We start from the raw sequence: 5,870 nt of genomic DNA on the forward strand, positions 1-5,870 counted from the left end.
ATTTCCTGTGACCAATAATTAGCTCCTCCACATGCCTCCATAGCTACCAATGAACTTTTATCGAGATTGCTTAAATAGGCTATTAACTCATCTCTTGTAACTTTTTGGTAACCTATTTTTTTGCCATTTTGATCGACTTGCACCAAGTGCATACTATTTTTTGCTAAATCTATTCCTATTATAGTATTTTTTATGCTATTATTTATCATGGTATGGACCTATTAATTAAATTATTATTTAATTTGGAGCAGCTGAAAACTATTTTTCAGCTGACTCCGTACAAGTAAAGCATATTTCGCTTCACTCGTCCATACCATCATTCCCGCTTCGGTGCGGAATCTAAAATATTGCATAAAAACCCTGAGATATTATAGATTCCCGCCTACGCGGGAATGACGCCCTTTTAGTTGAGACAAATGGCTAAATGCTAATTAGGTTAGCTATAATGGTAAAGTAATAGATAAACTTGTCATATTGTTATTTCATATCAATTTATATATAAAATAATAATATAATAATTTAACTCGCTCAAGAATTGTTTTTTGAAAACAAATATAGTATATACTCTAATGATTTGAGTATACTTGATAAAATTATATAGGTTCTACTATGTCACTTATTGCTAAAAGATTAGATTTAATAAAGCCATCCCCTACTTTAGCCTTAGTCAAAAAAACATCTGAACTAAAAAAACTAGGCAGAGACATAATCTCCCTTGGGGCTGGTGAGCCTGACTTTGATACGCCAAATAATATCAAGGAAGCTGCAATTAAAGCTGTGCGAGATGGTTTAACAAAATATACTAATGTTGATGGTGTATTGGAGCTTAAACAAGCGGTACAGAACAAATTCAAGTATGAAAATAATTTAGATTACGATTTAGACGAGATAATCGTATCCAGTGGAGGAAAACAAGTAATCTATAATTTGTTTATGGCATCCCTTAACCCCGGTGATGAAGTAATTATTCCTAGTCCATACTGGGTTTCATACCCAGATATGGTAATATTAGCTGACGGCATTCCGGTGTTTGTTAATTGTAACATGGAAAATAATTTTAAACTTACTGTTAATGTTCTAGAGCGAGTAATTAGCAAAAAAACTAAATGGTTAATTATTAATTCGCCGAGTAATCCAACAGGGGGGGCATATTCTTATCAAGAATTAGCTGATATTGCTGAATTATTACGCAAATATCCCAACATAAATATTATGTCTGATGATATTTATGAGCATATTATTTTTGATGATTTTAAGTTTTACACTTTTGCTCAAGTGGCACCGGATTTAAAAGATCGAATATTTACGGTTAATGGTGTATCAAAAGCTTATTCTATGACAGGATGGCGTATAGGATACGGAGCTGGTACTAAATCATTAATTAAGGCAATGGCTATTATTCAGTCACAAAGTACTTCTAATCCTTGCTCTATAAGCCAAATGGCAGCCATTGAAGCTTTAACTGGCCCTCAAGATTTTATTAAGTCTAATGCAAAAAACTTTCAAGAAAAACGTGACTTAACCTTATCAATCCTAAATGATATCAAGGGTATTAGTTGTTATAAGCCGGCAGGAGCATTCTATTTATTTCCTAAATGCAATGAATTATTTGGGCTTAAAACCCCCTCTAATAAAATTATCAAAGATAGTAATGATTTTGGAGAATATTTGCTTGAAGAATGTAGTGTGGCAGTTGTTCCTGGTATTGCATTCGGTTTAGAAAATTATTTCAGAATTTCTTACGCAACTTCGATAAAAAATTTGGAGCAAGCATGCTTGCGTATAAAAAATGCTTGTCATCAATTAAAATGATCAAGAAACTTCTTAAAAAGAATAATTTTGCACTTAGTGTAGTCACTAAATTATTGTATAGTTATTTGAGAGTGGTTTATTTTACCTGTCGTTGGCAGTTTGTTTTTCCAGATGGTTACAATGAACAGCAATTTTTAGCACAAAAAGGGGCAATTTTTGCTTTTTGGCATAACAGGCTCGCTTTGGGTCCAGGAATATTTACCGGTCATAAAGACATTCATGCCCTTATTTCTCCTCATTCTGATGGTAAAATAATTAGTGATATTGTCAATAAATTCGGCTTTGGGGTAATAAATGGCTCTACTAATAAAAATTCTGTGGTAGCTTTAAAAGCCATTATCAAAAAATTACATAATGGTAGTAATATAGTAATTACCCCAGATGGTCCGCGTGGACCTATTTACAAAATAAATAGTAATATTAACAAAGTGGCTCAAAAATATAATATAAAATTAATACCGGTTTCTTGTAAGGCTTCTAGATATTTTTTACTTAAAAGTTGGGATAAACTGATTATGCCACTACCTTTTGGTAAAATAACGGCTTTTATAGGTTTGCCACTAATTTTTATGGGCAATGAAAATCAAGATGATATTAATTTAGCCCAAGCATTAAACATCAGTGAAATAAACTCATGATCTATTTATATCATATCTTAAGTTTCCTATTTCTTCCACTATATGTTCTTTTATTGGTATTGAGAGTTATTGTTGGCAAAGAAGATATAAAGCGTATAGGGGAACGTTTTGCTATTGGGCATACACATACTATAATCAATTCAGGAGGATTGGGTAGCAGGAACGATGGAGTGACGCCTATAAGTAATAGACGAGCGACGAGTGACGACGTCCCCAACTTCTCATCAATTGACTATAAACGAAATGAAACTTTAGTTTGGATACATGCCGCCAGTGTAGGGGAATCTATGATAGCTCTTACCTTAGTCGAAAATATTAATGATCTTTGGCTAAAAAGAACGATGCCAAAAACCACCTTAAAGTTTTTGGTTACTTCAGGAACCAAATCTTCTGCAAAAATATTACAACAAAAGTTACCTGTAAATGCTGTTCATCAACTAATTCCTATAGACAATATTATTTTTGTTAAGAAATTTTTTAGAAATTGGCAACCAACTCTAGGAATCTTTGTTGAATCAGAATTATGGCCATGTCTAATTAGCGAAGGGAAGAAACATTGTAAATTATTATTACTGAATGCTCGTATCTCTGATAAATCATTTGCATCATGGAAAAAAATAAGCTCATTTTTTAGGGAAATCACCTCTAATTTTAGTGAAATTATTGTTCAAAGTAACATCGATTATGAAAAATTTATGCAACTTGGTATGAGCAATATAAATAATTTAGGCAATATCAAATTTGCCAACAAAAAATTACCGGTAAATGAACAAGAATTAACAATTTTAGCACAATATATGAGTGCTAAAAGAATTATTGTATTTGCCAGCACTCATCTGGAAGATGAAACAGTATTATTGAATATTATAAAACCAATAAAACAACGATATCCAAATTGCTATTTTATTCTAATTCCACGCCATCCTGAACGTAAAAATGATATAGGGAAAGCGTGTACCCAACTAAATTTAACCTATAGTATCAAGTCTGAACAAAATATACCTATTCTGACTGATGATCTTTACATTGTTGATAAATTTGGAGAACTAGGATTATTTTTTAGCATATCTTATATTTCATTTGTTGGCGGTTCATTTAAACAAGGTGGACATAACGTACTTGAACCAGCATATTTTGCTAATTATATTATATTTGGACCAGATATGAGTAATTTTGCTAATATTGCTAATGAAATGCTTGCAAATAAAGCTGCTACGCAAATTCAAAACGAAAGTGATTTATTGAATAAAATGGAATATTTGCTATCTGAAACTGGTATCGAGGAAGCTAAAATTTATCAGACTAATGCCTTAGAATTTGTTAATAAAAACCAACAGATTTTAGGTAATTATTTAGCTATTATAGAAAAATATTTGTTAGTAGGAGTAAATAATTAATGTCATATTCAAATGAGCGGAGTGTACATTTAGTACATGAACACGCGAATGCCCCGAAGTTTTGCAGAACCAATTCTTCAAAGCATTCGAGTATACATGTTGTATTAGTTGATGAACAAGATAATATTCTTGGAACAGAGGATAAATTGACGGTTCATAATTCTAATACACCATTGCATAGAGGGATTTCTGTGTTTCTTTTCAATAGTCAAAAGGACATCTTGATACAAAGAAGAAGCTTACTCAAAAAAACCTGGGGTGGATTTTGGTCTAATAGTTTTTGTGGACATCCACAAATTAACGAAACTTACGAGCAAGCTGTTTATAGGCATGCAAAATTTGAATTAGGCTTGGTCAGCTTGCAGAAAGTATATTTTATTGCTAATTATCGTTATAAATTTGATATAAATAATATTGTAGAAAATGAGATATGTCCGATATATTTAGCTTTATCAGATGATGTTATCAGAATAAATGAACAAGAAATAGCAGAAGTAAAATTACTTAAATGGCAAGATTTTAAGTTATACACAGAGGAATACTCAGCCAACTTTTCTCCTTGGTGTAAAGAAGAGCTTAAAATATTAGAAAATAGCGAAATATTCAAAAAATTTATGGATTCAGCTTTATAATTATAGTATAAAACTGGACTAATAAGTATATTCTGCAAATAATGTGAATATATATGTCAATTCAGGAGGAGCGGGTAGCATACCGTTACCAATTTCTCATCAATTGACTATATATGGGATATTTTAGGGGTCGTAGCTCAGTTGGTAGAGCGTTTGAATGGCATTCAAAAGGTCGGGGGTTCGATTCCCCCTGGCTCCACCAGATATAAAGGCTTTTCAGCAATTTTACGACTCTCTAAAAAAATTTCTATGGCTATTTCATGGCTGTTTTTTTATTAAAACTCTTCAAAATTGACCTACAAAAAGGTCTATTTTTAACCGTTTTTCACGGGGAGGAAGTATGGCAGAATCATTAACTTTTCCCAACGCCTTAGTTGAAAATCCTGATACTATCTTTTATAATATAGTCGGTAATTTCGTCCCACCTGAATGGCGAAACCTTACTAATAATTGCGGTAAGCAATTAAGTAAAACTTCTCGTCAACTTCTGTCTTTGATAGTTTCTCGTCTACAGTTTTATAATAATAAGGATAAGCAAGTAGAAGAATTACAAGAAGGCTATCACTTTTTCGAAAAAGAGCTAGTACTACAGTTGTAGATTGAATGTGAGTGTTCACGGAAAAAAGGTTAAAGTATAAGATGTCATTGCGAGGAGGTTGCCAGACCGACGAAGCAATCCAGGAAAGTGATTAGAAATGGATTGCTTCGTTGACCTTACGGACTCCTCGCAATGACGCTTGGTGATCAGGTTTTTTTATTCATCACAAAAAAATAGCAAAAAAATCGTGAATTCTCACATCTAAACTACAACTGTAGTACTAGGTTCTGTTGACAAAATTTTATGTTAAGTTATCAGAGTAGAATAAAGAAGTTGCAATAGTAAGAAGAAATGGTAGTTTCTAGTTATCGAAACCAAGAAACTACCGATATGAAGTATTACATAGAAGACCAAGCATGGGAAGCAATTTTATCATTTTTTAAGAAAAAAAAAGCTATACACAACAAGAATGAGGAAAAAATAAGACAGTTTATTGAAGCAATATGGTTTATTGCTAGAACAGGTTGTCAATGGCGTCTTCTGCCTGATTATTATGGTTGTTGGTACAGTGTTTATCGCAGATTTAAGAGATGGGTTGACAAAGGCATATGGGAAGCTTTAATGGATCATGTTAATGTTTTTAGGCAATACACGTCAATTCGGGATAAGGTTATAATTTAGAGGAAAGTCGAAATTGCAATTTATGGAAGGTTTATTTTTCTTAAGAGAATAGGCAACTAGTGTAGAAAGTATATGAACAAAAGCATTTATAGGGGATCTGTGTCTAGTATGCTCAAGGTTCATTTTGTTCTTTAAATAATCAAAAACTGTTTCAATTAAATTACGTTTTCTT

General features: G+C 32.3%; 7 protein-coding genes, 1 tRNA gene and 1 pseudogene. 7 read left to right on the top strand and 2 right to left on the bottom strand.

Annotated features, from left to right (window positions below; translation table 11 throughout):
• Positions 1–209: pseudogene (locus tag RiCNE_RS05480) on the bottom strand (IS110 family transposase); the annotation flags it as partial.
• 400 nt (positions 210–609) lie between these two features.
• On the opposite strand from RiCNE_RS05480, the gene RiCNE_RS05485 reads away from it, so the two are divergent.
• The 7 genes from RiCNE_RS05485 (at position 610) to RiCNE_RS05515 (ending at position 5,698) form a co-directional block, all read left to right on the top strand.
• A complete protein-coding gene (locus tag RiCNE_RS05485) occupies positions 610–1,812 on the top strand; it encodes a pyridoxal phosphate-dependent aminotransferase (protein ID WP_094649592.1) in 1,203 nt (400 codons plus the stop codon).
• Positions 1,773–2,450, top strand: a complete 678-nt coding sequence (locus RiCNE_RS05490) for a lysophospholipid acyltransferase family protein (RefSeq protein ID WP_094649593.1) — start codon at positions 1,773–1,775, stop codon at positions 2,448–2,450. The genes RiCNE_RS05485 and RiCNE_RS05490 overlap by 40 nt, the downstream gene beginning before the upstream one ends.
• Positions 2,447–3,847, top strand: coding sequence for a lipid IV(A) 3-deoxy-D-manno-octulosonic acid transferase (gene waaA, locus RiCNE_RS05495; RefSeq protein ID WP_094649594.1), 1,401 nt, complete (start codon positions 2,447–2,449; stop codon positions 3,845–3,847). The genes RiCNE_RS05490 and waaA overlap by 4 nt, the downstream gene beginning before the upstream one ends.
• Positions 3,847–4,479 (top strand): isopentenyl-diphosphate Delta-isomerase, encoded by a 633-nt coding sequence (idi, locus tag RiCNE_RS05500; protein ID WP_094649595.1) that lies wholly within the window; start codon positions 3,847–3,849, stop codon positions 4,477–4,479. The genes waaA and idi overlap by 1 nt, the downstream gene beginning before the upstream one ends.
• A gap of 126 nt (positions 4,480–4,605) precedes the next feature.
• Positions 4,606–4,681: transfer RNA gene (locus RiCNE_RS05505), tRNA-Ala, on the top strand.
• 138 nt (positions 4,682–4,819) lie between these two features.
• Positions 4,820–5,077 carry a hypothetical protein gene (locus tag RiCNE_RS05510; protein WP_094649596.1) on the top strand — a complete coding sequence of 86 codons (258 nt, stop codon included), beginning with the start codon at positions 4,820–4,822 and terminating at the stop codon, positions 5,075–5,077.
• A 291-nt stretch (positions 5,078–5,368) separates the two neighbouring features.
• Positions 5,369–5,698: a transposase gene (locus RiCNE_RS05515; protein ID WP_094649597.1), complete on the top strand. Its 330-nt coding sequence runs from the start codon at positions 5,369–5,371 to the stop codon at positions 5,696–5,698.
• Here the strand turns inward: RiCNE_RS05515 and RiCNE_RS05520 are convergent.
• Positions 5,672–5,870: transposase (locus RiCNE_RS05520; RefSeq protein WP_157905643.1), on the bottom strand; the 199-nt coding region annotated here is incomplete at its 5' end. The two genes, RiCNE_RS05515 and RiCNE_RS05520, sit on opposite strands and share 27 nt — an antisense overlap.

Source organism: Rickettsia endosymbiont of Culicoides newsteadi (genome assembly GCF_002259525.1).
GTDB lineage: Bacteria > Pseudomonadota > Alphaproteobacteria > Rickettsiales > Rickettsiaceae > Tisiphia.

Bases quoted from the DNA above. Each gene is read 5' to 3' on its own strand.
- RiCNE_RS05515 (WP_094649597.1), top strand. From the start codon at position 5,369: ATGGTAGTTTCTAGTTATCGAAACCAAGAAACTACCGATATGAAGTAT.
- idi (WP_094649595.1), top strand. From the start codon at position 3,847: ATGTCATATTCAAATGAGCGGAGTGTACATTTAGTACATGAACACGCG.
- RiCNE_RS05485 (WP_094649592.1), top strand. From the start codon at position 610: ATGTCACTTATTGCTAAAAGATTAGATTTAATAAAGCCATCCCCTACT.
- RiCNE_RS05490 (WP_094649593.1), top strand. From the start codon at position 1,773: ATGCTTGCGTATAAAAAATGCTTGTCATCAATTAAAATGATCAAGAAA.
- RiCNE_RS05510 (WP_094649596.1), top strand. From the start codon at position 4,820: ATGGCAGAATCATTAACTTTTCCCAACGCCTTAGTTGAAAATCCTGAT.
- waaA (WP_094649594.1), top strand. From the start codon at position 2,447: ATGATCTATTTATATCATATCTTAAGTTTCCTATTTCTTCCACTATAT.